Annotated in this window: 24 protein-coding genes; 7 read left to right on the top strand and 17 right to left on the bottom strand. The window is 71.2% G+C overall.

All coding sequences use genetic code 11. The features are described from left to right. Nucleotides 1-2: 2 nt before the first annotated feature. From ACGFIM_RS32935 to ACGFIM_RS32925, 3 genes are all read right to left on the bottom strand, one after another. Entirely contained in the window at nt 3-794 is a 792-nt protein-coding gene (locus ACGFIM_RS32935) for a polysaccharide deacetylase family protein (RefSeq protein ID WP_393208460.1), read from the bottom strand. Nucleotides 795-824: 30 nt separating this feature from the next. Continuing rightward, nucleotides 825-1130, bottom strand: a complete 306-nt coding sequence (locus ACGFIM_RS32930) for a hypothetical protein (RefSeq protein ID WP_393208457.1) — start codon at nt 1128-1130, stop codon at nt 825-827. A gap of 399 nt (nt 1131-1529) precedes the next feature. Then, on the bottom strand, nt 1530-2105 hold the full coding sequence (locus ACGFIM_RS32925) for a helix-turn-helix domain-containing protein (protein WP_393208455.1): 576 nt from the start codon (nt 2103-2105) through the stop codon (nt 1530-1532). A gap of 93 nt (nt 2106-2198) precedes the next feature. Here ACGFIM_RS32925 and ACGFIM_RS32920 point away from each other — a divergent pair, with 93 nt between their 5' ends. Both ACGFIM_RS32920 and ACGFIM_RS32915 read left to right on the top strand, forming a co-directional pair. Continuing rightward, the gene (locus ACGFIM_RS32920; protein ID WP_393208452.1) at nt 2199-3038 is read left to right on the top strand and encodes an EamA family transporter; all 840 of its coding nucleotides are present in this window, start codon (nt 2199-2201) and stop codon (nt 3036-3038) included. Between the two features lie 54 nt (nt 3039-3092). After that, nucleotides 3093-4001: an anti-sigma factor RsbA family regulatory protein gene (locus ACGFIM_RS32915; RefSeq protein WP_393208449.1), complete on the top strand. Its 909-nt coding sequence runs from the start codon at nt 3093-3095 to the stop codon at nt 3999-4001. Here the strand turns inward: ACGFIM_RS32915 and ACGFIM_RS32910 are convergent, their stop codons facing one another. Continuing rightward, on the bottom strand, nt 4002-4586 hold the full coding sequence (locus ACGFIM_RS32910; protein WP_393208446.1) for a sigma-70 family RNA polymerase sigma factor: 585 nt from the start codon (nt 4584-4586) through the stop codon (nt 4002-4004). It abuts the gene before it with no gap. A 246-nt stretch (nt 4587-4832) separates the two neighbouring features. On the opposite strand from ACGFIM_RS32910, the gene ACGFIM_RS32905 reads away from it, so the two are divergent. Continuing rightward, on the top strand, nt 4833-5906 hold the full coding sequence (locus ACGFIM_RS32905; protein WP_393208443.1) for a PLP-dependent cysteine synthase family protein: 1074 nt from the start codon (nt 4833-4835) through the stop codon (nt 5904-5906). Between the two features lie 117 nt (nt 5907-6023). Here ACGFIM_RS32905 and ACGFIM_RS32900 read toward each other — a convergent pair whose 3' ends face one another. Continuing rightward, nucleotides 6024-7007, bottom strand: a complete 984-nt coding sequence (locus ACGFIM_RS32900; protein WP_393208440.1) for an ABC transporter substrate-binding protein — start codon at nt 7005-7007, stop codon at nt 6024-6026. A gap of 98 nt (nt 7008-7105) precedes the next feature. Between ACGFIM_RS32900 and ACGFIM_RS32895 the strand changes: the two genes are divergently transcribed. Genes ACGFIM_RS32895 through ACGFIM_RS32885 form a run of 3 tightly spaced genes read left to right on the top strand, consistent with a single transcriptional unit; the run spans nt 7106 to nt 9971 of the window. Continuing rightward, nucleotides 7106-8140 (top strand): FecCD family ABC transporter permease, encoded by a 1035-nt coding sequence (locus tag ACGFIM_RS32895; RefSeq protein WP_393208437.1) that lies wholly within the window; start codon nt 7106-7108, stop codon nt 8138-8140. After that, complete coding sequence (locus tag ACGFIM_RS32890; protein ID WP_393208435.1) at nt 8140-9183, top strand: FecCD family ABC transporter permease; 1044 nt, start codon at nt 8140-8142, stop codon at nt 9181-9183. Before ACGFIM_RS32895 ends, ACGFIM_RS32890 begins: the two co-directional genes overlap by 1 nt. Continuing rightward, the gene (locus tag ACGFIM_RS32885; protein ID WP_393208432.1) at nt 9180-9971 is read left to right on the top strand and encodes an ABC transporter ATP-binding protein; all 792 of its coding nucleotides are present in this window, start codon (nt 9180-9182) and stop codon (nt 9969-9971) included. Before ACGFIM_RS32890 ends, ACGFIM_RS32885 begins: the two co-directional genes overlap by 4 nt. A gap of 96 nt (nt 9972-10067) precedes the next feature. Here the strand turns inward: ACGFIM_RS32885 and ACGFIM_RS32880 are convergent, their stop codons facing one another. The 6 genes from ACGFIM_RS32880 to ACGFIM_RS32855 form a co-directional block, all read right to left on the bottom strand. Then, entirely contained in the window at nt 10068-11753 is a 1686-nt protein-coding gene (locus tag ACGFIM_RS32880) for a tetratricopeptide repeat protein (protein WP_393208429.1), read from the bottom strand. 259 nt (nt 11754-12012) lie between these two features. After that, nucleotides 12013-13188 carry a signal recognition particle-docking protein FtsY gene (gene ftsY / locus ACGFIM_RS32875; RefSeq protein ID WP_393208426.1) on the bottom strand — a complete coding sequence of 392 codons (1176 nt, stop codon included), beginning with the start codon at nt 13186-13188 and terminating at the stop codon, nt 12013-12015. Nucleotides 13189-13381: 193 nt separating this feature from the next. Beyond that, a complete protein-coding gene (smc, locus tag ACGFIM_RS32870) occupies nt 13382-17062 on the bottom strand; it encodes a chromosome segregation protein SMC (protein WP_393208424.1) in 3681 nt (1226 codons plus the stop codon). Between the two features lie 189 nt (nt 17063-17251). Continuing rightward, on the bottom strand, nt 17252-17446 hold the full coding sequence (locus ACGFIM_RS32865; protein WP_090938435.1) for a hypothetical protein: 195 nt from the start codon (nt 17444-17446) through the stop codon (nt 17252-17254). A gap of 190 nt (nt 17447-17636) precedes the next feature. Continuing rightward, on the bottom strand, nt 17637-17924 hold the full coding sequence (locus tag ACGFIM_RS32860) for an acylphosphatase (protein WP_393208421.1): 288 nt from the start codon (nt 17922-17924) through the stop codon (nt 17637-17639). Between the two features lie 57 nt (nt 17925-17981). Beyond that, the gene (locus tag ACGFIM_RS32855; protein WP_393208418.1) at nt 17982-18884 is read right to left on the bottom strand and encodes a LysR family transcriptional regulator; all 903 of its coding nucleotides are present in this window, start codon (nt 18882-18884) and stop codon (nt 17982-17984) included. Nucleotides 18885-18986: 102 nt separating this feature from the next. On the opposite strand from ACGFIM_RS32855, the gene ACGFIM_RS32850 reads away from it, so the two are divergent. After that, nucleotides 18987-20162, top strand: coding sequence for an MFS transporter (locus ACGFIM_RS32850; protein ID WP_393208415.1), 1176 nt, complete (start codon nt 18987-18989; stop codon nt 20160-20162). On the opposite strand, the gene mutM is transcribed toward ACGFIM_RS32850, so the two are convergent. The 6 genes from mutM to rsmD form a co-directional block, all read right to left on the bottom strand. After that, nucleotides 20101-20955: a bifunctional DNA-formamidopyrimidine glycosylase/DNA-(apurinic or apyrimidinic site) lyase gene (gene mutM / locus ACGFIM_RS32845; protein ID WP_393208412.1), complete on the bottom strand. Its 855-nt coding sequence runs from the start codon at nt 20953-20955 to the stop codon at nt 20101-20103. The two genes, ACGFIM_RS32850 and mutM, sit on opposite strands and share 62 nt — an antisense overlap. 388 nt (nt 20956-21343) lie before the next feature. Further along, nucleotides 21344-22036: a ribonuclease III gene (gene rnc, locus ACGFIM_RS32840; protein WP_393209253.1), complete on the bottom strand. Its 693-nt coding sequence runs from the start codon at nt 22034-22036 to the stop codon at nt 21344-21346. Between the two features lie 243 nt (nt 22037-22279). Further along, nucleotides 22280-22459: a 50S ribosomal protein L32 gene (gene rpmF / locus ACGFIM_RS32835; RefSeq protein ID WP_082535183.1), complete on the bottom strand. Its 180-nt coding sequence runs from the start codon at nt 22457-22459 to the stop codon at nt 22280-22282. Between the two features lies 1 nt (nt 22460). Then, nucleotides 22461-23012: a YceD family protein gene (locus ACGFIM_RS32830; RefSeq protein ID WP_393208408.1), complete on the bottom strand. Its 552-nt coding sequence runs from the start codon at nt 23010-23012 to the stop codon at nt 22461-22463. A gap of 72 nt (nt 23013-23084) precedes the next feature. Next, the gene (gene coaD, locus ACGFIM_RS32825; RefSeq protein WP_393208405.1) at nt 23085-23561 is read right to left on the bottom strand and encodes a pantetheine-phosphate adenylyltransferase; all 477 of its coding nucleotides are present in this window, start codon (nt 23559-23561) and stop codon (nt 23085-23087) included. Between the two features lie 14 nt (nt 23562-23575). Beyond that, nucleotides 23576-24142 (bottom strand): 16S rRNA (guanine(966)-N(2))-methyltransferase RsmD, encoded by a 567-nt coding sequence (gene rsmD, locus ACGFIM_RS32820; RefSeq protein WP_364058885.1) that lies wholly within the window; start codon nt 24140-24142, stop codon nt 23576-23578. Nucleotides 24143-24148: the final 6 nt, after the last annotated feature.

Genomic DNA, 24148 nt, shown 5'->3' with positions numbered 1-24148 from the left:
GATCAGCGCTCGGTGTACATCTTCCCGGGTGACGGTGTCCTGCCGTACAGCTCCGAGATCGTGACGAACGTGAAGCCCCGCCTGGTGAGGGTGTCGAGCACCTTGGGGACGGCGTCCACGGTGGTGCGGTGGATGTCGTGCATCAGCACGATCGAGCCGGGTCTGGCGTGCCCCGCCCGCTTGGCGACGGTCTCGGTGACGCGGTCGCGCCAGTCGAGGGTGTCGAGGGTCCACAGGATCTGGGCGAGGCCCTCGCGCCTGGTCTCGGCCGCGACCCTGGCGTCGGTCGCCCCGTACGGCGGGCGCATCACCCGCATGCGCACCCCGGTGAGCCGCTGCACGATCTCCTCGGTGCTCCGCAGCTCCCGCTTGATCCCGTGCAGTGGCAGCGAGGTGAGCGACGGATGGCTCCAGGAGTGGTTGCCGATCTCGTGGCCCTCGTCGACGATGCGGCGGACGGTCCTGCCGCCTTTGTCGGCCGCCACCATCTCCCCGATGACGAAGAACGTGGCCCTGACGTCGCGCTCGCGCAGCAGGTCGAGCAGCCGGGGGGTGTGCTCGCCGGGTCCGTCGTCGAAGGTCAGGGCCACGCACTTGAGCCTCGCGCAGTCGAAGTCCCTGCTGCGCGGCCAGCCCGCCTGCATCGACTTCAGTCGTTTGGCCAGCGCCACCGGATCGAAGGCGCCGAGCCTCATGGGTGTGACGTCCACGTGCTGGTGCTGGCGCCGTGCCACCGAGTACGTGACACAGCTCGCCAGCGCGAGCAGGGCCAGCGGCAAGGCCCATACGCGCATGCTTCCCCCCGAAACGCCGCATGCGGGGGCCTATGGATAGTCCTGGACCGGCACCCCCCGCAGTTCCCTGGCCAGGTCGTCCCACCAGAGTGGGATATCGGCCTGCAATTCCTGGAAGCGGCGCGCCACGCGCATGGCACATCCAAGCGGATCCGTACCCAGATGCCGACGTTTCACCGGTCCTTCCTGCCACCGGTAAAAACCATCTCTATAACGTACGACCAGCCCTATCCACACCGAGACGGTCGCACCGTCGCCTATCTCGTAGGCGCTGGTGACGCCCAGACCGTGAAGCTCCGCCTGGAGCTTCTCCGTCGCCGCGCTGGCCTCACTCACACGTCACCCCCTGCCGACGTCGAGCGCGCCGGCCGCGGGACGCGGTCGCCGCACACAGGGGGTGTACCCAGCCACGGGCATCAGCCGTCCAAGCCATGGAGTAATCATGAAACTCCGGCGGGTCACGCGGAGGGGTTTCGCGCTTATAGATCGTTTACGCCTAGATCGGGCGCGCTCATACGTCGGGCGCCGGCGGCCACCTCACAGCTCGCATGCTCCGCCTCACCGATCGCGGCCGCCGCCTCATCGATAGGGTGCGGGCGCCGGCGGCGTCTCCGAGATCGCAGGCGCCGCTTCATCGATAAGGCGCCGGCACCGCCTCCGAGACCGCAACCGCCGCTTCGCGCAGAGGGCGCGGGCGTCGCCTTGAGGCTCAGGCGCCTTCCCCAAGAGCCCGGCTCAGGCGTCGCCGGCGGTACGCGGCTCGGCCACGGCCATGATGAACCTGAGCTCGGCCTCCCCCTGGTTGGCGTAACGGTGCGGCCGGTCGGCGGTGAAGAGCACGGCGGCGTCGGTGCCGACCACGTGGCTCTTGCCCGCCACGACCAGCGTCAGCTCGCCTTCGAGCACGGTGAGCATCTCGCGGGTGCCCGGCGGGTGGGCGTCCCCGTCGTGGTGCCGCCCGGGGGACAGCCGCCAGTCCCACAGCTCCAGGATCATCGGCATGTCGGCGCCGACCAGCAGCCGCGCCCGGCCATCGCCCTGGTCGAAGGTGACGACGTCGTCCTTCTGCACGACCCGCACCATGGGCACGTCGCCGACCTCGACCAGGCGGGCGACGGTGACGCCGAGCGCGGAGGCGATGCGGGTGAGCGTGGACACGCTGGGGTTGGTGCGCCCCTGCTCGACCTGGACGAGCATGCCCCGGCTCACGCCCGACCTGGCGGCCAGCGCGTCGAGGGTGAGCCCGCGATGGGCCCGCTGGGCGCGCACGTTGTTGGCGATGGCCTGGGTGATGAGCTCGGGGTCCTCCATGCAGTGCAGTCTAGTGAATGCTTTGTGCAGCAGGATGTACTCTGTGAATTGCACTAATAGTGCAGCATATTGATCTGAGGAAGGACTCCCCCGGTGACGGTCATCCTGGCGACCGCCTGCGCCATCGTGTACGGCACCGCCGACTTCTTCGGCGGCCTGGCCACCCGGCGCTCGCGGGTGCTCTCCGTCGTCGTGCTCTCGCAGGCGGCGGGCCTGGCGCTGATCCTCGTGCTGCTGCCGCTGCTGCCCGGCTCGTACGGCACGCTCGCGCTCTCCTGGGGCCTGGCCGCCGGCCTTGCGGGAGCGGCCGGGCTGGTGCTGTTCTACCGGGCGCTGGCCACCGGCGTGATGTCGGTGGTCGCCCCCACCACGGCGGTCACCTCGGCCGCGCTGCCGGTGGTGTTCGGCCTGGCCACGGGCGACCGTCCCGGCGTGTGGGCGCTGGTGGGCGTGGCGCTGGCGCTCGGCGCGGTGCTGCTGGTCAGCCAGGAGGGCAAGGGCGGCGGGCAGGTCACGCCGCGCTCGGTGCTGGTCTCGCTGGCGGCGGGTGCCGGGTTCGGCGGATTCTTCATCCTGCTGTCCATGGCGCCCGGCGACTCCGGCCTGTGGCCGCTGGTCGGGGCCCGGCTGTCGTCGGTGTCCGTCGTGGCGCTGCCGGCCCTGGTGACCGGGCGCGGGCTGCGGCCCGGCGCGGGGTCGCTGCCGGTCATCGTGGCGGCGGGCGTGCTCGACATGGCGGCCAACGTGCTCTATCTGCTCGCCCAGCGCGACGGCCTGCTCAGCCTGGTCGCCGTGCTCGTCTCGCTCTATCCCGCGAGCACGCTGGTGCTGGCCAACCGGGTGCTCGGCGAGCGCCTGCGGGCCGTGCAGATCGCCGGCGTGGCGTGCGCGCTGGCCGCGGTGGCGCTCATAGCCGTTGCACAGCACTCCTAGCCTTGCTACGTTCCGCCTGTGCGCCCTGGCCGGGCACGTACCGATGGCGGATCGTTGAGGCACGTCGCGGTGCCGTACGACTCCGAGGAGTCCTTCGTGACCCTCATCGTGCCGCGCGTGCGTTCCGCGCTGGACGAAGGCAGGCAGGTGCTGGTCGTGACCGGCGCGGCCAGGCTCGGCCTGCTGGCCGCGGCGCTCGGGCCCGACGCCGCCCGCATCGACAGCCGCTCCCCCGCCTCCTGGTACGCCCATCCGTACCGGATGCTCGCCGCCTGCCACGACTACACCCGCGGCCGCAGCACGCTGGTGATCGCCGAGCCGTCCTGGACGGGCATGAGCGAGCGCGACGTCAGGGAGCTGATCCGCTGCGACTCGGTGATCAACGTGGCGCTGCACCGCGCGGCCGCGATCGTGATGTGCCCGTACGACGTGCGCCGGGCCCCCGGGCCCATGGTCGCCTACGGGCCGGTCACCCACCCGTGCCTGCTCGGGCCCGACGGCGAGGTGACGAGCACCCGCTTCGTTCACCCGCACGACCTGGTGCTCGACGGGGACCGCGCGCCGCTGCCCCCGCCGGCGCCCGGCGCGGAGAGGTTCGGCTTCACCGGCCGCGAGCTGAAGCGGCTGCGCCGGAACGTCGGCGACTACGCCAGGGCGGCGGGCATGGACCACGAACTCGTCACGTCGCTGGTGATCAGCGTCTCGGAGATCGCCGCCAACAGCGTCGAGCACGGCGCGGGCCACGGCACGGTCGCGATGTGGATCAGGGACGGCGAGCTGATCTGCGAGATCTCCGACCCGGGAGGCGCGATCGACGACCCGTTACCCGGCTACATACCGCCAGAGCCCGAGTCCCCACGGGGATACGGGCTCTGGATCAGCAGACAGCTGTGCGATCTGGTGGATCTGCGCGCGGAGGACGGTGCGTTACGGGTCCGCCTCCACCTGAGGGTGGAGCGGTAGTCAGGCGGCCCGCTGCGCGGGCAGGCGCACGGCGCCCTCCTCGCGGGCGTACTCCTCCAGCAGGGCCCGCAGCTGGCGGCGGCCGCGGTGCAGCCGCGACATGACGGTGCCGATGGGCGTGCCCATGCGCTCGGCGATCTCCTTGTACGCGAAGCCCTCGACGTCGGCGAGGTAGACGGCCACGCGGAAGTCCTCGGGGAGCGAGCGCAGCGCGTTCATGACGACGTTGTCCGGCAGGCGGTCGAGCGCCTCGGTCTCGGCCGAGCGCAGGCCGGTGGAGCTGTGCGACTCGGCGGCGTGCAGCTGCCAGTCCTCGATGTCCTCGGCGGCGGACAGCTTGGGCGAGCGCTGCTTCTTGCGGTAGTCGTTGATGAAGTTGTTGGTGAGGATCCGGTGCAGCCACGCCTTGAGGTTGGTGCCCTCGCGGAACTGGTGGTATGACGTGTACGCCTTCGCCACCGTCTCCTGCACCAGATCCTCCGCGTCAGCGGTGTTGCGGGTCAGGCGCATGGCGGAGGCGAACAGCTGCGACGTCACGGGCACGACGTCCCGCTCGAACCAGTCCTGGCGCTGCTCATCGGTCATGGTGATCAATTCATTCCCCCTTGCGCTATCCCCCGTTTCGGCACAAGCCGCCTGACGGCGGTTCCATCCTCGCAAGCCCTTGGTAAGGGGGGCGTTAGAGAGGTTCCGCCTCGATCAGAAGGGGGTCGTCGTCCATCTGCTCGCGGCGTGCGTCACGTCCACGGCGGGACAAGTCTCATTATCATAACACTACCCACCCAATTCCGTAGGAATAGTGGCAAGAGTCACATGGGATAGCGTATGGCCATGAGATTCGTGGACCGGCATGACTCGGGGACACGCCGCTGGGTGGCGGAGGCCATACGCAAGGTCGAGGCCGACGCCAACCGCAGTTGCGACACACATCTGCACGTCTTTCCGCTGCCCCCGCACTGGGGCGTAAACCTTTATCTGAAAGACGAATCGGTGCATCCAACCGGATCACTGAAACACCGGCTGGCCCGCTCTCTCTTCCTGTACGGCCTGGCCAACGGCTGGATCGGCCCCTCCACCACGATCGTGGAAGCGTCGAGCGGATCCACCGCCGTCAGCGAGGCGTACTTCGCCCGGTTGCTCGGTCTTCCCTTCATCGCGGTCATGCCCGCCTCCACGTCGCCGGAGAAGTGTCACCTCATAGAGTTCTACGGCGGAAAATGTCATTTGGTTGACGACCCGCGTGCGATCTATGACGAATCTCACCGTCTGGCCGCCGAGACCGGCGGCCACTTCATGGATCAGTTCACCTACGCCGAACGGGCCACCGACTGGCGCGGCAACAACAACATCGCTGAATCGATCTATTCACAGATGGCCATGGAGCCCTACCCCGAGCCGGCCTGGATCGTGGTAGGCGCGGGCACCGGCGGCACGTCGTCCACCATCGGCCGCTATATCCGCTACCGCCGCTACGACACCCGCCTCGCCGTCGTGGACCCCGAGGGCTCGGCCTTCTACCCGGGCTGGGTGGACGGCGACATCACGGTCACCGCCCCCGGCTCCCGCATCGAGGGCATCGGACGCCCGCGCGTCGAGCCCTCGTTCCTGCCCTCGGTCATCGACCGCATGATCGCCGTGCCGGACGCCCGGTCGATCGCCGCCATGCACTGGACCCGCGAGGTGACCGGGCTCGACGTCGGCGGCTCCACCGGCACCAACATGGCGGCGTGCGTGCAGCTCATCGAGGAGATGCGGGCGGCCGGCCGGCGGGGCAGCATCGTGACGCTGATCTGCGACAGCGGCGACCGGTACCGGGGGACGTACGGCAACCCCGAGTGGCTGGCCGCCAACGGCCTCGACATCGAGCCGCACCTGGAGGAGCTGCGCAGGTTCATGAACAGCTAGCCCCTCGGCCCCACCGCTCCCCTCGACCAGGCCGCTCCCCTGGCGCGGTCCGTCCCCTCAAGCGGCCGGTCCCCTGGAGCGGCCCGTCCCCTGGCGCGGCCGGCCCGCTGCTCGCGGTCAGGACGTGTTGGCCGGGTCCACGCCGAAGATCCCGGCCACGTCGTCCAGCATCGCGTGCGCCCCCTGGATGCCCACCGCGGTCATCCAGGTGAGGTCGCTGACCTCGTGTTTCTCGCCCTTGAGCTTGCCCCACAGCGGGTTGGTGACGAACTTCTGCTTCGGCCCTTCGGAGGCCGGGTCGGGGTAGGTGGCGACGAAGATGTGGTCGGCGTCCAGATCGGCGATGCGCTCCTGGCTCACGTCCACCGCGATCTTGTCCTGCGCGGTGGGCTGGCCTTCGGGGCGCGGGAAGCCGACGTCCTTCAGCACCACGCCGGAGTAGGAGTTCTCGACGTACAGGCGGGTGGTCGGCTCGCCGGCGAAGCGCACGACCGAGATGGTGGGCAGCTCGCCCTCCTTCTCCTTGATCTCCCGCCCAATGGTGGCGGCGCGCTCCTCGTACGCCTTGATCCGCTGCTCGGCGAGGTCCTCCTTGCCCAGCGCCCGGCCCATGAGCCGGAGGTTGTCCTTCCAGATGGCCCCGGTGGTCTCGCTGAACACGGTGGGGGCGATCTTGGACAGGCGGTCGTACAGGGCCTCGTGACGGACCTTGGCCGAGACGATCAGGTCGGGCTTGAGCGCCATGATCTTCTCGAGGCTGGGCTGCTCCAGGGTGCCGACCGAGGTGGCCTCCTTGCCGTACTGCTCGACGACCGGGCCGAGGTAGTCGGGGAGCTTCGTCTCGATCGACCGGTACGTGGTGTAGCCGACGACCGGCGTCTCCAGCGTCAGCACCGCGTCCACGAAGCTCTGGTCGAGCGCCACCACGCGCTTCGGCTGCGCGGGGATGACCGTCTCTCCCATCGCGTGCCGCACGGTCCTGAACGGCGCCGCGCCCTGCGAGGTCTCCGGCCCCGATCCGGCGTCTCCGCCCTCCGCCGAGCCGCAGGCGGCCAGTGCCGCCAGCAGGACGGCGCCGATCAGCACGCGCAACGGTCTCATCAGACCCCTTTCCCCGAAGTAAGGTAAGCCTAAATTAGGTTAGCCCTGCCTAACCTGGCATACTTCAGCGGGATCGGGCAAACGTCAGGAGGACTCGGGTGAGCGTATCCGCCGTCGCCCCGCGCCTCCACGGCGTTCAGCGGCGCCGGCTCGGCGTTCTCGGCGCGCTGCTCGCCGCCGTGGCAGCAGGCGTCCTGCTGAGCATCACGATCGGCTCCAAGTCCGTGCCGCTCGCCGACGCCTGGCACGCGATCACCGCGCCGACCGGCACCGAGAACGACATCGTCATCCGCTCGCTGCGGCTGCCCAGGACCGCGCTCGGCGTCATGGCCGGCGTCGCGCTCGGCGTCGCGGGCGCCCTCATGCAGGGTCACACCCGCAATCCGCTGGCCGACCCGGGACTGCTCGGCGTCACGCAGGGCGCCGCGTTCGCCATGGTGTCGTCGATCATCATGCTCGGCACCTCCAGCCTGCTCGCCTACATCTGGTTCGGTCTGGCGGGCGCGCTCGTGGCCAGCGTCGCGGTCTTCGCGCTCGGCATGGTGGGCGGCAGGGGCGGCCCCACGCCCGTCACGCTGGCGCTGGCGGGCACCGCCGTGAGCGCCCTGCTGTACGCGCTGACCTCCGCCATCGTGCTGCTGGACGAGCAGGCGATGGACGTCTTCCGCTTCTGGCAGGCCGGCTCGATCGCCGCCAGGGGCGCCGACGTGGCCTGGCAGGTGCTGCCGTTCATCGCGGCCGGCCTGGTGCTCGCGATGGTCAATGCCCCGGGGCTCAACGCGCTCTCGCTCGGCGAGGACGTGGCGCGCGGCCTCGGCCAGAACGTCGAGCGGACCCGCGCCGTCGGCGTGGCCGCCGTCACCCTGCTGACCGGCGCCGCCGTGGCCGCCTGCGGCTCGCTCGCGTTCGTCGGCCTCATCGTGCCCCACCTGGCCAGGCCGCTGTCCGGCACCGACCACCGGTGGCTGCTGCCGTACTCGGGGCTCATCGGCGCGGCCCTGCTGCTGGTGGCCGACGTGGTCGGCCGGGTCGTCGCCCCGCCGGGCGAGCTGGAGGTCGGCGTGGTGCTCGCGCTGCTCGGCGCGCCCTTCTTCGTCGCCCTGGTACGCCGCAGAAAGCCCGTACGCCTGTGATGACCACACTCCCCCTGCGACTCGGCGGCCTGTCCTGGCGGCTGCGGATGCGCGGCGTCGCCGTCGCCGTCACCGGCGCCGTGCTGCTCGCCCTGCTCATGGCGCTGAACATGCGCATCGGCGACATCGAGATGACGCTGCCCGACGTGGTCTCCGGCACGTTCGACGCGGACAGCCCCGCCCACTTCGTCATCATGGAGCTGCGCCTGCCGCGCGCGCTCACCGGCGCCCTGGTCGGCGCCGCGCTCGCGCTGTCCGGCGCCATCATCCAGTCCATCGCCCGCAACCCGCTCGCCAGCCCCGAGATCCTCGGCGTCACCACCGGCGCGTCCGTCACGGTCGTGGCCGGCGTGGTCGCGAGCGGCAGCGCGTACGGCGGCGTCAGCGGCCTGCTCGCCACCCTCGGCATCCCCGCGCTGGCCCTGCTCGGCGGCCTGATCGGCGCCGCCGTCGTGTACGGCCTGGCCTGGCGGCGCGGCCTCGACGGCTACCGCCTGGTGCTGGTCGGCATCGGCGTGGCCGCGGTGTTCACGAACGTCAAGTTCTGGCTGCTGACCGTCGGCGACGTCAACGACACCGGCCGCGCCATGGTGTGGATCAGCGGCTCGCTCAACGGCCGCGGCTGGGAGCACGTGGTGCCGACCGGGCTGGCCCTGGCCGTGCTGGTGCCGCTCACCCTGCTCGGCACCCGCTCGCTGGACGCGCTGCGCTTCGGCGACGACACCATCACCGCGCTCGGCGTGCGGACGAACCTGGCCAGGGCGCTGATGATCCTGGCCGCCGTGCTGCTCGCCGCCGTGGCCACCGCCTCCGCCGGGCCGATCGCGTTCGTGGCGCTGGCCTCGCCGCAGATCGCGCTGCGGCTGGTCCGCTCGGGGCAGCCGCCGCTGCTGTGCTCGGCGGTCGTCGGCGCCGTGCTCACCACGGCCGCCGACCTGATCGCGAGGTCGCTGTTCTCCCCCATCGAGCTGCCCGTCGGCATCGTCACCGCCGTGCTGGGCGCACCGTACCTGATCCACCTGATCTGGAGGTCGCGAAAGTGAGACTGCAGGCCGCCGGCGTCAAGCTCGGGTATGGCGACCGCCTCATCGTGGACGGGCTCGACCTCGGCATCGAGGCGGGCACGGTGACCACCATCATCGGCCCCAACGGCTGCGGCAAGTCCACGTTGCTGCGCGCGCTCGGCCGGCTGCTCAAACCGCAGGGCGGCGAGGTGCTGCTCGACGGCAAGCGCATCGACAAGATCCCCACCCGCGAGGTGGCCAAGATCCTCGGCGTGCTCCCCCAGTCGCCCACCGCCCCCGAGGGGCTGACGGTCGCCGACCTGGTGGCGAGGGGACGTCACCCGCACCAGACGTGGTACCGGCAGTGGTCGTCCGACGACGAGGGCGCGGTCGCGGCGGCCCTGGACATGACGGGCCTCGCCGACCTGGCCGAGCGGCCGCTGGACGAGCTGTCCGGCGGGCAGCGGCAGCGGGCGTGGATCTCCATGGCGCTCGCCCAGGGCACCGACCTGCTGCTGCTCGACGAGCCGACCACGTTCCTCGACCTGGCCCACCAGGTGGAGGTGCTGGAGCTGGTCAGGCACCTGCACGAGGAGGGCGGCCGCACGGTCGTCATGGTCCTGCACGACCTCAACCTGGCAGCCCGATACGCCGACCGCCTGGTCGCCATGCGCGCCGGCCGGGTGATCGCCTCGGGCACCCCGCACGAGGTGCTGACCGAGGAGCTGCTGCGCGAGGTGTTCGAGCTGGACGCCAAGGTCATCCCCGACCCGGTGGCCGGCACCCCGCTGGTCGTCCCGATCCGCCCGCTCCCGCACACGTCCTGACACCGCGGGAGGCCACGCGGCCGCCGATCGCCCACCGGCCTGACCGCACGGCCGCCGGACGTTCTCCCGACCGGCCGCGCGATCCCCGGCGGCCGGTCAGGCGTCGCCCAGCTCCGACAGCGCCGCGCGCACGTCGGCGTCGTCCGGGTCCAGCTCCGCGGCCCGCAGCAGGTCCTGGCGCGCCTGCTCGCCCAGCCCCGCCGCCCGGTAGGCCAGCGACCTGTTGTAGAGCAGCGCGGCCGTCTCGCCCAGCTTCAGCGCCCTGGTCAGGTCGGACACCGCGAGCTCGTTGTCGCCGCGCTCGAACGCGAGCTCCGCCCGCCCCGCCCAGGCCGCGACCAGGTCGGGGGCGATCTCCAGCGCCCGGTCGAAGGCCAGGCGCGACTCCGGGTAGCGCTGCTCGGCCAGCTCGACCTGCCCCAGCACGCACAGCAGGTACGGGTCCTCGGGGGCCAGCGCGAGCCCACGCTCGACGTCCTGCCGCGCCCGCACGTAGTCGCCCGCGGCGACGTGCAGGCCGCAGCGGTTGACGTAGGCGGGGGCGAAGTCCGGGTCCAGCTCCAGCGTGTGGTCCAGGTCGGCGCGCGCCCCCGCCAGGTCGCCTGCGGCGTAGCGGACCTCCGAGCGGTTGTAGTACGCCTCGGGGAACGGCGGGCTGAGCCGCATCACCGCCTCGTAGTCGGCCAGCGCCTCCTCCGAGCGGCCCATGGCGTGCAGCAGGTTGCCCCGGTCGAGGTAGTAGTCGGGGTAGCCGGGGTCGGCCGCGATCGCCCTGTCGTAGTCGGCCAGCGCCTCCTCGCGCCGCCCGCCGAGCGCGAGCAGCTGGCCCCTGTTGGCGTACAGGATGAGCCGGTGGATCGGATGCTCGTCCCGCAGGTGCGTCTCGGCCAGGTCGATCGCCTGCTGCACCAGCTCCATGGCCGCCTCCCTGCGGCCTCTGCGCAGCTCGACCAGGGCCTTGCCGTTGAGGTCGAAGCCCAGGTGGAAGGCGCGCTCGCGGGGGTCCGGCAGCAGCGAGGTGATGGTGACGGCCTCGTTGATCCACGCCAGCGCCTGCTCGGGGTCGCGGCGGGCCGGGTCGTGGTGGCGTACGAGGATCATGGCGGTGGCGTACGCGATCGTGGCGCGGTGCTTGGGGTCGGTGCTCAGCCGCCTGGCCCGGTCGTACAGGTCGCGGGCCTCGTCCTCGCGCTCGATCGCCTCCAGCGCGGCGGCGACCCGCTGCACGAGGAGCTGCCAGCGTTCGGGGTCGTCGTCGTACGCCAGCCCGCGCAGCACCTCCAGCCCCGACTCGGCCATGGCGTGATGGAAGCCCTCGTCGCGGTAGCGGCCGAAGTCGGTCCGCAGCGGCCCGCTGCCCGGAGCCGACGGGCCCTCCTCGATGCGCAGCAGCTCGGGGTCGAGCCGGCGGCGCAGCACCGTCACCAGCTCGGTGTCGGTGTAGTCGGCCTCGCCGAGGTTCGTCACCCGCAGGGTGAGCGGCCCGGTGGCGGTCAGGTAGTCGCGCACGAACTCGGCCAGCCCGTTGGCGATGCGCAGGCTGCGCCGCGCACCCGGCACGAGCACACGCTGCGCCCTGGGCAGGTCGTCGGCCAGCGAGCGCCTGCGCGCGGGCACCACATCGCGCAGCGCGGGCGCGGCCGCCCTGATCTCGATGTCGTGTGCCGCGACCAGGCCGGGCGCGGTCTTCAGCGCGCCCGGGACGAGCCGCGCCAGCAACGCCGCGGCCAGCGTATACGGCCCGCCGATCCGGCGGTCCGCGTCGATGAGGATCGTCTCCACGTGGGTCGTTCTGCTCTGGCCGGCGTCCCCACCGAGACGCCGGCCCCCGCAGCTCAGGCGCTGTGCCTCGGAGCCGCCGCAGCGGTCGGCTTCACAGTTCCTGGCCGGTGGACGACGATCTTCTTCATGAGCGGCCTTTCACGTACCGAAGGGACCGAACGATCTTTTGATGACGATATATGTCAACACATGAAAAAGAGGTCGATCAAGGCCTATCTGGTAAGGGCTCCTTCACGCAGGTTTACGGCGTAACCGTAAATCATTCGCCCAGAATGGCGTCCACGAAAACCTCGGGGTCGAACGGCGCCAGGTCGTCGGGCCCCTCGCCCAGCCCCACCAGCTTCACGGGAACGCCCAGCTCCCGCTGCACCGAGATGACGATGCCGCCCTTGGCGGTGCCGTCGAGCTTGGTCAGCGCGATGCCGGTGATGTTGACCACTTCGGCGAAGACCTGGGCCTGGCGCATGCCGTTCTGGCCGGTGGTGGCGTCGAGGACGAGCAGCACCTCGTCGACCGTGGCCTTCTTCTCGATGACCCGCTTGACCTTGCCCAGCTCGTCCATGAGACCGGTCTTGGTGTGGAGCCGGCCCGCGGTGTCGACGATGACCACGTCGGCCTTGTCCTCGATGCCCCTCGCCACCGCGTCGAACGCCACGGACGCCGGGTCGCCGCCCTCGGGCCCGCGCACGGTGTCGGCGCCGACCCGCTCGCCCCACGTCTGGAGCTGGTCGGCGGCGGCGGCGCGGAACGTGTCGGCCGCGCCCAGCACGACCTTCTTCCCGTCGCCGATGAGCGAGCGGGCGAGCTTGCCGGTGGTGGTGGTCTTGCCGGTGCCGTTGACGCCCACGACCAGCACGACGGCCGGACGCTCGCCGTGCTTTCGCACGTGCAGCGTGCGGTCGAGGTCGGGGTCGACCTGCGCGAGCAGCTGCTCGCGCAGCAGGCCGCGCACCTCCTCATGGCTGCGGCTGCCCAGCACCTTCACCCTGGTGCGCAGCTCCTCCACGATGGCGCGGGTCGGCGCGACGCCCACATCGGCGGTGATGAGACGCTCCTCGATCTCGTCCCACACCTCGTCGTCGAGGTGGTCGCGCGACAGCAGCTCCAGCAGACCGCGGCCGAGCGCGTTCTGCGAGCGGGCGAGCCGCGAGCGCAGCCGCACCATGCGGCCCGCCGACGGCGGCGGCACCTCGACCTCGGGCGCCTTGACGACCGGCTCGGCGGGCTTGGCCGGAGGCGGCAGCGTGGTGGTCGCGCCGTCGGCCTCCTCACCGGCGCCGGCGGGCTTCTTCTCGCCCTCCTCCGGCAGCGTGGGGGCCTCCGGCGGCTTGACCGGCGGCGCAGCCTTGCGGCCCGGCCTGAACAGCAGGAAAAGACCGCCGACCGCCAAGATGGCGACGACGGCCACGATCACGATGACGCCGAGGTAATCCACAAGATGTCAGTTTTCCAGATCGAACGGCATGGTCACGCACAAGGCCACACCGATCAGGCGGACCAGCGCCCGCGAATTCACGCCCCGGCCACCGCACACGGGACGACCCGCACCGCCCGGCACCGCGGCCCGGACACCGGGCGCCGGCCGGACCACGCCACCTCGGGCCGCAGGCGCGGCCCGCTTCCGCGCCTCAGGCCGATTCGCGTTCCCTGAGGCGCTGGCTCACCACCTGGGTCACGCCGTCGCCCCGCATGGACACGCCGTAAAGCGCGTCGGCGCTCTCCATCGTGCGCTTGTTGTGGGTGATGACGATGAGCTGCGAGTTCTGCCGCAGCTCCTCGAAGAGCGTGAGCAGACGCTGGGTGTTGGTGTCGTCGAGCGCCGCCTCGACCTCGTCCATCACGTAGAACGGCGACGGCCGCGCCTTGAAGATGGAGATCAGGAACGCCACCGCCGTCAGCGAGCGCTCACCACCCGACAGCAGCGACAGCCGCTTGACCTTCTTGCCCGGCGGCCTGGCCTCGACCTCGACGCCGGTGGTCAGCATGTCGTCGGGGTCGGTCAGCACCAGCCGGCCCTCGCCGCCGGGGAAGACCCGGGTGAAGATCTGCTCGAACTCGCGGGCGACGTCCGCGTAGGCGGAGGCGAACATCTGCTCCACCCGGTCGTCGACCTCCTTGACCACGGTCAGCAGGTCGCGCCGGGTCTTCTTCAGGTCTTCGAGCTGAGAGTTGAGGAACGCGTGGCGCTCCTCCAGCGCCGCGAACTCCTCCAGCGCGAGCGGGTTGACCTTGCCGAGCTGGTTCATCTGCCGCTCGGCGGCCTTGGCCCGCTTCTCCTGCTCCTCGCGTACGTAGGGGACCGGCGGCTCGCCGGGCACCGGCACGTCGGGGCCGTACTCGGCGATGAGCGCCTCGGCCTCGACGCCGAACTCGTCGAGCGCCCGCTGCTCCATCTGCTCCAGCCGCAGCCGCTGCTCGGTGCGGGCCATCTCGTTGCCGTGGACGCGGTTGGTCAGCTTGTCGAGCTCCTGGCCCAGCTCACGCACGCGTACGCGGACCTGCTTCAGCTCGGCGTCGACCGCCACCCTGGCCAGCTCGGCCTCGTCGCGCTCGCGCTCGGCCAGCGCGACCGAGTCGCCCAGCGCCGCAAGCACCTTCCTCGCGCCCTTGGCGACGGCGTCGGCCAGCGCCGCCTGGCGCCTGCGCCTGGCCCGCTGAGCGGCCGCCTGGGCGCGTTCCTCGCGCTCCCTTCTCGCGGCCCTGAGCAGCCCGTCGGCGCGGCCCTCGATGCCTTTGACGCGCTCTTCGGCGGTGCGGACCTGAAGGCGGGTGTCCATCTCACGCTGCCTGGCCGCCTCGCAGGCGCTCGCCAGCTCGTCGCGCAGGTCGGTGGTGGGCTCGGACTCGAGCTCCTGGGCGTATTCGGCCTCGGCGAGCCGGACCTCGAGCTCGGCCAGCTCCTCCAGGCGCTCGGCGCGGGCCTCCTCCGCCCTGGCCACGCTCGCGGTCAGGCGTTCGGCCTCCTGGCGCGCGGCGTCGGCGGCGGCCTCGATCTGGGCCAGGCGCCTGGCCGCCGCGGCGCTCGCCTGGTCGGCCTCGCGCTGGCGGCCCCTGATCTGGTCGAGCGTGCCCTGCGCGGCGCTCACCCCCGCCTGGGCGGTGGTGAGCGCGGTCTGCGCCTCGCTGACGCGGGCCTCCGCGGCCTCCAGCGCGGCCTGAGCGGCCTGCTCGGCGGCGACCGCCTCGTCCAGCGCCACCGCGCTCTCCTCGGCCGTCGCCTCGGCCGCTTCGAGGTCGGCGAGCGCCTCGTCGAGCGCGGCGCGCACCTGGAGCACGGAGGTGCCGCCGGTGGATCCGCCGGCGGCCACGTGGGCGCCGACGACGTCGCCCGCCTTCGTGACCGCGCGCAGCTCGGGGTGGCGTTCGACCAGGGCGCGCGCGGCGTCGAGGTCGTCGGTGAGCACCACGCCGGAGAGCACGTGGTCGAGCGCGGGCCGCAGGTGGTCGGGCACCGTCACCAGGTCGGCCACCCACCGCCCGCCGCCCGGCGCCTCGCCGCGCGCGCCGCCGTTCGCGCCGTTGCCGAGCGCCACGAGCAGCGTCGCCTGCCCGGTGCCCTGCGCGCGCAGCAGCTCCAGGGCCTCGACGGCGGTGTCGAGCGTCTTGACCGCGATGGCCTCGGCGACCGGGCCGAGCACGGCGGCCACGGCCTGCTCGGCCCCTGGCGTCACCTGCATGGAGGCGGCCAGCGGCCCCAGCACGCCGCCCAGGCCGGCGTCGAGCAGCGCGACGCCGCCGTCTCCCTTGGCCAGGCTGAGCTGCAGCGCGTCACGGCGGGCGGCCAGCGCGGCGACCTTGCGCTGCGCCTCCTGGTCGGCGGCACGGGCGTTGCTCACGCCTGCCTTGGCCGCCTTGAGCGCGGCGCGCGGCGCTTCGAGGCCGGCCTTCGCCTCCTCGAGAGCCGCGCGGGCCTCGTCCGCCACCGCCCTGGCCTCCTCGACGGCGGCCTGCGCCGCGGCGAGCTCTTCCATCAGCGCGGGGTCGGCGGCCGGCACCTCCTGCCGCTGCGCCTCAAGGTCCTCCCTGGCCCGGCGCTCGCGCTCGGCGGCGTCGGCGACCGCCTGGGTGAGCCGACCGATCTCCTCTTCTGCGGCCCTGGCGCGGCTGCGTACGGAGTCGACCTGGCCGCGCAGCTTGGCCAGGCCCTCGCGGCGGTCGGCAGCGGCCCTGGCGGCGAGCGCGAGGCGCTGCTCTTCTGCGGCCAGCTCCGCCTCGGCCGCGCTGCGCCGCTGGACGGCCTCTTCCAGCAGCTCCTGCGCCTGCTCAAGCTCCGCCCTGAGCAGCTGCTCGCGCTCGCGCACTTCGGCGGCCTCGCGCTCGAGATCTTCGGGGTCGCGGCCGCGCCGCTCGATGGAGGCGGCGTCGAGCGCGTGGCGGTGGCGCTCCATGGCGAGCTGTTCGAGGCCGGTGATGCGCTCGCGCAGCGAGGACAGCCTGAAGTACGTCTCCTGTGCGGCGGCGAGGCGCGGCTGCGCCTCCGCCTCGGCCGCCTCGAGCGCCGCCTCGCGCTGCTGCGCCTCGGCCAGCTCGGCCTCGACCTGCTGCCGCCTGGCCATGATCGCGGCCTCGTCGGCGGCCTCGCGCTCCAGCTTGGCCCGCAGCGTGCACACGTCGTCGGCGAGCAGCCTGAGCCTGGCGTCGCGCAGGTCGGCCTGGATGACGGCGGCCTTGCGGGCGATCTCGGCCTGCCGGCCCAGCGGCTTGAGCTGGCGGCGCAGCTCGGTGGTGAGGTCTTGGACGCGGGTCAGGTTGGCCTGCATCGCGTCGAGCTTGCGCAGCGCCTTCTCCTTGCGCTTGCGGTGCTTGAGCACGCCCGCGGCCTCTTCGATGAAGGCGCGGCGCTCCTCGGGGCCCGCGTGCAGCACGGTGTCGAGCTGGCCCTGGCCGACGATGACGTGCATCTCACGGCCGATGCCGGAGTCGGACAGCAGCTCCTGGATATCGAGCAGGCGGCAGGTGTCGCCGTTGATCGCGTATTCGCTCTGCCCCGACCGGAACATCAGCCGGCTGATCGTGACCTCGGTGTAGTCGATGGGCAGCGCACCGTCGCTGTTGTCGATGGTCAGCGTGACCTCTGCGCGGCCGAGCGGCGGCCGGTTGGCCGTGCCGGCGAAGATGACGTCCTCCATCTTGCCGCCGCGCAGCGACTTGGCGCTGTGCTCGCCCATGACCCAGGCCAGGGCGTCGACGACGTTGGACTTGCCGGAGCCGTTGGGGCCGACCACGCAGGTGATGCCCGGCTCGAAGCGGAGGGTGGTCGCCGAGGCGAAGGACTTGAAGCCGCGCAGGGTGAGGGTCTTCAGATACACGAGCGCGACCCCCTCTCCCCGGAACGGACTCGGAAAAGCCTACTGGTCCTGAGGGCCGCGAGTGGGCATCATGGCCGCGAGCGGAGGACCTGGGTATTCGGCGGTGTCCGAGGTGCGCGGGTGAGGTATGAGGCACGTAACAAGGGACGCCTCATCGAGACGTCCCTAGGTCTTGCGCTCCGATCACTCTCAGGTGAGTGCCGGCTCGCGCTCCTGCATGCGGCTTAGTGCCTCGTCGCGGGTCTGCGCCGCAAGAGCGTCATTGGTGGCCTGAAGTCGGATGAGTTCTGCCTCCAGGTCTCGTATGCGCTGCTGCAGGCGGCGCATTTCCGAGACCATTCGAGGGTCAGGACCGCCGACGTGGCCGAGTAGAGCCTTCGCCATGGTAAAGGGTCCTCCACGCTGAGTGACCAGACTGGTTCGCGCACTTCTATTCCGCGGGAGGGGTGCGCGTGGTACCTAACAAGAGTCGCACCGGCAGTGTGGGCGGTCAAGTCGATCGAACCGCTGAGCCCTACTGATGGGCACTCCCGACATACAACTATACCCTATTTGGGCGGTTTAGCGAAACGAGCTACCTTTCCACAAACCCCCGCAAACTACCTCGGGGTTCGCTCCAGCGTTCCACTACTCCATCCACTCTTCCCGGCGTGTCGCAACCTCTGAGCAGCTCCAGCAGCTTGACGCACGCCTCGCGCGGCCCCTCGGCGACCACCTCGACGCGGCCGTCCTCCATGTTGCGTGCCCATCCGGTGAGTCCGAGCTCCAGCGCCCGCGACCGGGTCCACCAGCGAAAGCCCACGCCTTGCACCCGGCCGCGCACCCAGGCGGTCAGCCGGGTCTCCGCACCGCTGTCAGACATCCCCACTCCTCCATGCCGCGGTCACAGCGTGTGATCGGCTCATGTATCAAGGTGTGATCATGCCACCAGGACGGGCGCCGCGTGCGCGTTGGCGACCGCGGCCTCGTTGAACGCCCTGACGGAGGCTGTCTCGCCCGCCTTCGTCCAGGCCAGGCCGAGTATCGAGGCGGGCAGCCCGGTGACCGGCACGAACACGACGTCGGCCCGGGGATACTGAGCCGCCGTGGGCGTGCAGAAGAGCATGCCGCCGCGGTCGAGCGCCACCTGGGTCAGGCCCTCCTGCGTGGTCGCCACCTTACCCGCCAGCGGGATCTTCCTCCCGGAAGGGGTCGCGGACGGCGCGATACGTTCCTGCCAGGCGCGCGGCGCCGGACCGTCCAGCCCGATCAGCGGGATCTCGGCCAGCTCCTCCGCCTCGATGACCGCCCGCTCGGCCATCGGGTGGCGTACGGACAGGCCGAGCCGGTAGAAGACGCGGTTGAGCGCCTCCCCCGCCACCAGGTCGGGCTCCTCCACGGGCAGCAGCGTGAACGTGATGTCCACCTCGCCGGCCCGCAGCTTGCCGAAGGGGTCGGACAGCGGGATCTCGACCAGCTTGACCACGCTGCCGGGGTTGCGCCGCTCATAGGCCTGTACGCTGCCCGCCACCACCTGCGTCGGCGTGGCCAGGAAGCCCACCCGCAGCTCCCCCGTCACCCCTCTGGCCGCCGCCCTGGCCCTGCTCACCGCCTGCGCCAGGCCGTCGAAGGACGGCCGCAGGTCGGCGAGGAACCGCTCGCCGAGCGGCGTCAGCCGCACCCGCCTGCTGGTGCGCTCGAACAGCCGGCCGCCGATCCTGGACTCCAGCGAGCGCACGAGCTGGCTGACCCGGCCCGGCGACAGGTAGAGACGCTCGGCCGTACGCGCGAAGTGCAGCTCCTCGCTGAGGACGACGAAGCACTCCAGCTCCTTGAACTCCATGCGCCACTCCCCGGCTCCGGTTTCCGACCGCTTAGCCTGACTAAAGCAAGCCTTCGGGTCTCGTCATTGTTCCCGCCCGCCCGCCCCACGAGGCTGAGCGGCATGACGACGACTGAGATCTCAAGCGCCGTACGTGCGCGCTGGCTCGCCGTGACAACGGTCGCGGTGGGCACGTTCACCGTGGTCACCAGTGAGATGCTCCCCGTGGGGCTGCTGACCTCGATGGCCCGCGACCTGCATGTGTCCACGGGGACGGCCGGTCTTGCGATGACCGCTCCAGGTCTGGTGGCCTCCGTCGCCGCACCGGTGCTCGTGTTCGGCATGCGCGGTATCGACCGCCGGCTGATCCTCATGGGGTTGATGGCGCTGCTGGGGGTGGCGAACCTGGCGGCCGCCGCCGCGCCCGGTCACGCCGTCATGCTGGCCGCGAGGGTGCTGACGGGCGTGAGCATCGGCGGATTCTGGGCGTTCGCCGCCCCCTTGGGCGCGCGGCTGGTGCCGGAGCGCTCGGTGGGGCGGGCCACGTCGATCATCATGAGCGGGGTGTCGGTGGCGTCGGTGCTGGGCGTGCCGGCGGCGACGTTCGTGTCGTCGTTCGCGGGCTGGCGCAGCGCGTTCGTCGCCGCGGGAGTGCTGGCGCTCGTGCTGCTCGCGCTGCTGGCGGCGACGCTGCCGCCGTTGCGCGACGAGGCCGACGCCTCCGGGTCCGCCGCCCGGGAACAGCGCTTGGCGTGGCTCTCAGGGCCGCTGGTGCTCGTTCTGGTGCTCACGGCCCTGACCGTCTCGGGGCACTTCGCGGCCTACACTTACGTACGCCCGTTCCTGGAGCAGGTCGCCCACGCCGGCGCCGCCTTCGTCGGCACCGCGCTCCTGCTGTACGGCGTCACCGGCGTCGTCGGCAACTTCGCCTCCGGCGCCCGCGCGAGCAGGAACCCCAAGTCCACGTTCATCGCGCTGGTCGTCCTGATGTCCGCGGCCATGCTGGCCCTCGTGCTGACCGGCGTACCGCCCCTGGCCGCGCTCCTCGTCTGGGGGCTCGGATACGGCGGCATCGGCGTCGCCCTGCAGCTCTGGCTGCTGCGAGCGGGCGGCGGCGAGCAGGGCACGGCGCTCTACGTCTGCCTGTTCAACCTCTCCATCGCCCTCGGCTCGTTCGCGGGCGGCCGGATCACGGACGCGGTGTCCGTGCCCGCCGTGATGTGGACGGGCGCCGCCCTCACCGCGGTGAGCGCGGCCGTCGCTGGCATCTGGGGCAGGAGTAGGACGACCGGTTCATGAAGGGGTCGCGCCTGATGGGCGTGCCGCAGCGCGAGCAGGGCCGGTCGCGGCGGCCGTACACCTCGAGCGAGCGCTCGAAGTAGCCGCTCTCGCCGTTGACGTTGACGTACAGGCTGTCGAACGAGGTGCCGCCCTGCTCCAGCGCCGCGCTCATCACGGTGCGCACCGCCGACACCAGCTCGGCGATCTTCGGCCGGGTGAGCGTCTGCGTCGGGCGCGCCCAGTGCAGCTTCGCCATCCACAGGGCCTCGTCGGCGTAGATGTTGCCGACGCCGCTGATCAGCGACTGGTCGAGCAGGGCGCGCTTGATCTCCGTACGCCGTGCGCGCAGCCTGCGCGCGAACTCCGCCTCGTCGAACGCCGGCTCGAACGGGTCGGGCGCGATGTGCGCGATCGGCGCGGGCACCCCCGACACCAGCGGCGTCAGCATGACGTGGCCGAACGTCCGCTGGTCGACGAAGCGCAGGTCGGGGCCGCTGTCCTCGAACCGCAGGCGCACCCGCAGGTGCTTCTCCGGCGGCTTGCCAGGATCGACCACGAGGAGCTGGCCGCTCATGCCCAGGTGCGCGAGCAGCGCCTCCTCCGCGCCCGACAGCGGCAGCCACAGGTACTTGCCGCGCCGCTCCGCCGACAGCAGGGTGCGGCCCTTCAGCCGGGCGGCGAACTCTCCGGCGCCCGGCACGTGCCGCCGGATCGCGCGCGGATGCAGCACCTCGGCGGCGGCGATCTCGCGCCCGGTCACCCATTGCGCGAGGCCGCGCCTGACGACCTCGACCTCCGGCAGCTCAGGCACCTCGGACCCCGCCCTTCGACAGCGGAGGGAACGTAAGTCTCACCCTCCGGACAACATCGGACGCCGCCCCGGCCCTTCCCGGCGCCCTGCTCACGATCGCGCGTATCAGGACCACCATCTTCAGGCAGACCCCTCCTCCGCAGGTAGCCCCTCGCCTGACCGAAATCCCGGCCACGCCACAGACGTCACGCCCGAAAAGCGTCCGGCGGTTGGCATCCGGGCCCATCAGCGTCCGGTTGGACCCGCGCTCACGCACGACCGACCAGCCGGGGACCGGCAGCACCCGTGGCCTGCCCACTGCCGGACGCTCACCTCACGCGTCACCGGCGGGCGACGCGAAGGCGGAAGCCGGTCGTCAGAGGGGCGACGCGGCAGCGGAAGCCGGTCGTCAGGCGGTCGGCTGGCTTTCGCGCTGCTCGCGGCGGGCGCGGATGCGGGTCCATGCCGCCTCGGCCGCCTGCTGCTCGGCCTCCTTCTTGCTGCGCCCGGTGCCCGAGCCGTAGGACTCGCCGCCGACCCGCACCATCGCGGTGAACGACTTGGCGTGGTCGGGCCCGCTCTCCTCGACGTGGTACTCGGGAACGCCGAGCGCCTCGGAGGCGGTCAGCTCCTGCAGGGAGGTCTTCCAGTCGAGCCCCGCGCCGAGCGAGGCCGAGCGCACGATCAGCGGGTCGAACAGCAGGTGGACGACGCGGAAGGCCTCGTCGAGACCCTTGTCGACGTAGATGGCGCCGATCAGCGCCTCAAGGGTGTCGGCCAGGATGGACGACTTGTCGCGCCCGCCGGTGCCCTCCTCGCCCCTGCCGAGCCGCAGGAAGCGGCCGACGCCGAGGCCTCTGGCGACATCGGCCAGCGCGCGCATGTTGACCACCGCGGCCCGCAGCTTGGCCAGCTGGCCCTCGGGCAGATCGGGGTGGTTGCGGTAGAGCGTGTCGGTGACGACCAGGCCCAGCACCGAGTCGCCCAGGAACTCCAGGCGCTCGTTGGTGGGCAGGCCACCGTTCTCGTACGCGTAGGAGCGGTGCGTCAGCGCCCGCTCGAGGATCGTCGTCTCCAGAGAGACGGAAAGAACCTTCTCCAGCTCGTCTCGGGCGACCTCGACGGCCACCGGCTTAGGACCTGCGCCCACGTGCTTCCTCCTCGGACATCTTCACATGGCGCGCCGACTGCGGAAGATGCCCGAAAACGTGGTGGGCGTCGGGGTAAACGCGTTAGCCCCGGCGTCCACCACGGCCGCGGGCGAACCGCCGCCGCACGCGTCTGAGACGTTAACGCCGACCGAGGCACAATGGCACCCGGTCGGCATCACGTCAACTGCCGGCGATCAGGCGGACGGCTCGACGACCTGACGACGGTTGTAGGTGCCGCAGGTGGGGCACGCAATGTGCGGCTGCTTGGGCGACCGGCACTGCGGGCAGCTCACCAGGGCGACAGCAGTCGTCTTCCACTGGGAGCGACGGGCGCGGGTGTTGCTCCGCGACATCTTTCGCTTCGGGACGGCCACGTCACTTCTCCTGATCGTTATCTTTGTCGGTAAACAGACCTTGCAACGACGCCCAGCGAGCGTCGATCTTCTCGTGCCGGTGATCCTCGCCGGCCTCGGCCAGCTTGATTCCGCACTCCGCGCAGAGCCCGGCGCAGTCTTCCTGGCACACGGGGCTCAACGGCAGTGCGAGCACCACCGCGTCGCGAAACGTCGGCTCGAGGTCGAGCAGCTCGCCGTCGAGCAGCGAATCCTCCTCCGAGGCGTCCTCGTCGGAATAGAAGAACAACTCCTGCAGATCGACCCGGATCTCCGAGGAGACCGGGTCGAGACACCGCGCGCACTCCCCGGCGAGCGGGGCCTGCGCCGTGCCTGACACGAGCACGCCTTCCATCACTGCCTCGAGCCGGAGATCCAGCTCGACTTCGGCGTCTTTGGGGACACCGATCATGTCGACGCCGAGATCCGCCGGAGCCGGGAGAGCGAGGGCCAACTGCCGCATCGTGCCCGGCCGCTTCCCCAGGTCGTGTGTGGAGATCACCCACGGGGAGCGGGGGTCCAGGTGCTGAGTCATCCTGCTCTCGCTAGGCATGGCGAAAAGCATCGCCGTCGTACAAGGCCGAAAAGTAAGGATAGCAGCTTGCGACTAGCCTCTGAGCCGCTCGATGAGCAGCTTGTGGACGAGGTCGGGCACGAGACCCGAGACGTCTCCACCATACCGGGCGATCTCCTTCACCCGGGACGACGACAGGAACGAATACTCGGGATTCGTGGGCATGAACAGCGTCTCGACTCCGGACATCCGATAGTTGAGCTGCGCCATCTGCAACTCGTAATCGAAGTCGCTGACGACCCTGATGCCCTTGACGATGGCGGGGATGTCGTTCTGCCGGCAGAAGTCGACGAGCAGTCCGTGGAACTTCCGTACCTTGACGTTCGGAATGTCCTTGGTCACGGCCTGCAGGATGTCGATGCGTTCATCCACCGTGAACAGGCTGGATTTCTCGACGTTAATGAGGACTGCCACCGTCACCTCGTCGTACAGCCGGGCGGAGCGGCCGATGATGTCGAGGTGACCGTTGGTGACGGGGTCGAACGACCCCGGGCAGACTACGCGGCGCAAGACGCCTCCCAGGTCTACGGGTTCCCGGCGGCGCGACCGTACCAAACGGACGCTTCGCCATAACGACGGACCCTCTCCTCAACGTACCCTTTAGGCCACATCAGTGGCCCTCCCCGACTTTCCCTCTCGAACGCCACCAATCCCTCTTCGACCAGCCACCCGTTGTCGCGCAGCAGCTCAAGCACCGTGCGCACGTCGTCGTCGGGCAGCGCGTACGGAGGGTCGGCGAAGACGATGTCGTACGGCGTGTCGGCCCGCCTGCCGAGCACCCGCTCCACCTTGTCGGCCACCACCCGGGCCCCGTCGAGACCGAGCGAGGCGACGTTGGCCTTGATCGTGCGCACCGCCTTGGGATCGGACTCGACCAGCACCGCCTCGGCCGCGCCCCGCGACAGCGCCTCCAGGCCGATCGCGCCCGAACCCGCATAAAGATCGAGAACGCGGGCTTCGTGCAGGCCGTAGAGCGAGTCCAGCGTCAAGAAGATGCCTTCTCTGGCTCTGTCGCTGGTCGGCCGTGTGCCGCGCCCCGGCGGCACCGCCAGCCGCCGTCCACCCGCCGTGCCTGCGATGATCCGCGTCATGTCCCC

The organism is Nonomuraea sp. NPDC049309, assembly GCF_043196965.1.
GTDB lineage: Bacteria > Actinomycetota > Actinomycetes > Streptosporangiales > Streptosporangiaceae > Nonomuraea > Nonomuraea fastidiosa.
Note: the sequence above shows the minus strand (reverse complement) of the source record. Positions and strands in the feature narration are given on the sequence as shown.

What these genes read in the sequence shown, in the direction of transcription:
- ACGFIM_RS32935 (WP_393208460.1), bottom strand. Translation starts at nt 794, where the DNA reads ATGCGCGTATGGGCCTTGCCGCTGGCCCTGCTCGCGCTGGCGAGCTGT.
- ACGFIM_RS32925 (WP_393208455.1), bottom strand. Translation starts at nt 2,105, where the DNA reads ATGGAGGACCCCGAGCTCATCACCCAGGCCATCGCCAACAACGTGCGC.
- ACGFIM_RS32910 (WP_393208446.1), bottom strand. Translation starts at nt 4,586, where the DNA reads ATGACCGATGAGCAGCGCCAGGACTGGTTCGAGCGGGACGTCGTGCCC.
- ACGFIM_RS32905 (WP_393208443.1), top strand. Translation starts at nt 4,833, where the DNA reads ATGAGATTCGTGGACCGGCATGACTCGGGGACACGCCGCTGGGTGGCG.
- ACGFIM_RS32900 (WP_393208440.1), bottom strand. Translation starts at nt 7,007, where the DNA reads ATGAGACCGTTGCGCGTGCTGATCGGCGCCGTCCTGCTGGCGGCACTG.
- ACGFIM_RS32890 (WP_393208435.1), top strand. Translation starts at nt 8,140, where the DNA reads ATGACCACACTCCCCCTGCGACTCGGCGGCCTGTCCTGGCGGCTGCGG.
- ACGFIM_RS32865 (WP_090938435.1), bottom strand. Translation starts at nt 17,446, where the DNA reads ATGGCGAAGGCTCTACTCGGCCACGTCGGCGGTCCTGACCCTCGAATG.
- ACGFIM_RS32860 (WP_393208421.1), bottom strand. Translation starts at nt 17,924, where the DNA reads ATGTCTGACAGCGGTGCGGAGACCCGGCTGACCGCCTGGGTGCGCGGC.
- ACGFIM_RS32855 (WP_393208418.1), bottom strand. Translation starts at nt 18,884, where the DNA reads ATGGAGTTCAAGGAGCTGGAGTGCTTCGTCGTCCTCAGCGAGGAGCTG.
- ACGFIM_RS32850 (WP_393208415.1), top strand. Translation starts at nt 18,987, where the DNA reads ATGACGACGACTGAGATCTCAAGCGCCGTACGTGCGCGCTGGCTCGCC.
- ACGFIM_RS32830 (WP_393208408.1), bottom strand. Translation starts at nt 23,012, where the DNA reads ATGACTCAGCACCTGGACCCCCGCTCCCCGTGGGTGATCTCCACACAC.
- rsmD (WP_364058885.1), bottom strand. Translation starts at nt 24,142, where the DNA reads ATGACGCGGATCATCGCAGGCACGGCGGGTGGACGGCGGCTGGCGGTG.